The organism is Pseudomonas fuscovaginae SE-1 (assembly GCF_000364705.1).
GTDB classification, from domain to species: Bacteria; Pseudomonadota; Gammaproteobacteria; order Pseudomonadales; family Pseudomonadaceae; genus Aquipseudomonas; species Aquipseudomonas fuscovaginae_A.
Window position 1 is genome coordinate 1 of the sequence record NZ_AQOH01000198.1, and the last position, 1,635, is coordinate 1,635.

A 1,635-nucleotide genomic window follows, 5' to 3' on the forward strand; every position below is an offset into this window, starting at 1 on the left:
CACACTGGGCAACTCGGGTCGAATCACGTCAGCCGCCGGGTTGGATGTTACTGCAGCAGCCATCAACAACTATGGAACCTTGGGCAGCAACGCTGTGTTGCGCCTCAGTACTCCCAGTCTGTTGAACGAAAATGGCCTGATCTTCAGTGCGGGTGACAGTAACCTGCAGGTCAACAGCTTCACCAATCACACGGCGCAACTGTATTCCCTCGGAGCGGTCAGCATCGGTGGGTATGGCGGCGCAACCCAAGCCACCCAGGTCAGCAATATCTCGGGTGGATTGGAGAGCGCGGGAAAATTTACAGTTAACGCGGCCACCTTCGAGAACCGTACGGAAAGCTTCAGCATGGGCCGTACGCTGGTTTCGGGCGCCATCGCTGTTCAGTGCCTGGACTGCTCGGGTGATCACTACGATCTCAACTACGTCGCGCGAGAGGTTTTCGAGGGGCGTGATACCGACACCAGTGCTTCTGCCACGTTGACGGCCGGAGGAGACTTCACCTTCAAGGGTAGCAGTTTCCTCAACAGCAAAAGCACGATCAGTGCGGGTGGCAATATCGATATTCAGGCAAATGACCTGAAGAACGTCGGGGCCGTGGGCGGCACGATCGAGCGTACGCGTGTTTATCGGACATACGAAATTACCGATGGTACGGCCAATCGTTCGATGTCCTGGGTTGTTGGCTACAACCAGCGCAATAACCCCAACTTCCCATATGTCTACTATGTCAACGGCTCAGGGGGGTTGAGCCTGGCTATACCCAAATCTACAACTGGGCGTGAAGGTGGACACGATGGCGGGATCATCTATTCCGTTTCGTTGCGAGATGCAGTCACTGGCACACCTGTGAAGAACACGCTTTCGGGTTATAGCTACGGAAATATTCCTCAGTCGGCATACGACCGTAACAACCTCGTAGCCTTGCCAGGTCAGTTGCAGCAGTACTCACTGACCAGTGATGTCGAAGTCTCCAAGGACGGTGCTGGTACGGGTCGCAGTGCGGTGATCCAGGCGGGCGGTAAAGTCTCGATCGCCGCTACCCAGAAACTGGAAAACAGCGCCATCCACCAGGACTACGCGATCAGCACCGGGTCAAACCAGGTTCAGGAAACCCGGGTCAGTGGTACCGGTGCGCCTGTAGTTATCAGGCTGAGCCCTCAACTGTCCCCTGACCTGGCCCAGCAGCAGGTCAACCCGCTGGCCTTGCCGGGCTTCAGCCTGCCTACCGGGCAGAATGGTCTGTTCCGTTTGAATGGGCAGGGTGGTAGCGCTCCACAGGCCGGTCATGCCCGCCCTACGACACAAGACTCAAACATCGGTTCCGATATTCAGCGCCAACAGGCAACGGATAACGCTCAGGGGCGGTCACTCCTGCTTGCTGATGCTACCCAGGGCAAGGCGCAGTTCGAGCAGATGACCCGTCAGGGGACAGACGCCAATGTCAGTGGCAGCGCGGTCAATGTTACGGCTCCGCTTTCGAATCCAGCCGACTCGATTGCTCCGATCCCAGGGACGGGCGCCAACCGGGTCGTCGGGTTGCCGGATACCTCTGGCCGCTCCTCTCCCCACAAGTACCTGATCGAAACCAATCCGGTGTTGACCGACCTCAAGCAGTTCATGAGCTCGGATTATCT

General features: G+C 57.4%; 1 pseudogene. It reads left to right on the top strand.

Features of this window, described 5'->3' with window-relative positions:
* Positions 1 to 1,635 (top strand): annotated as a pseudogene (locus K675_RS30960) (hemagglutinin repeat-containing protein); the annotation flags it as partial.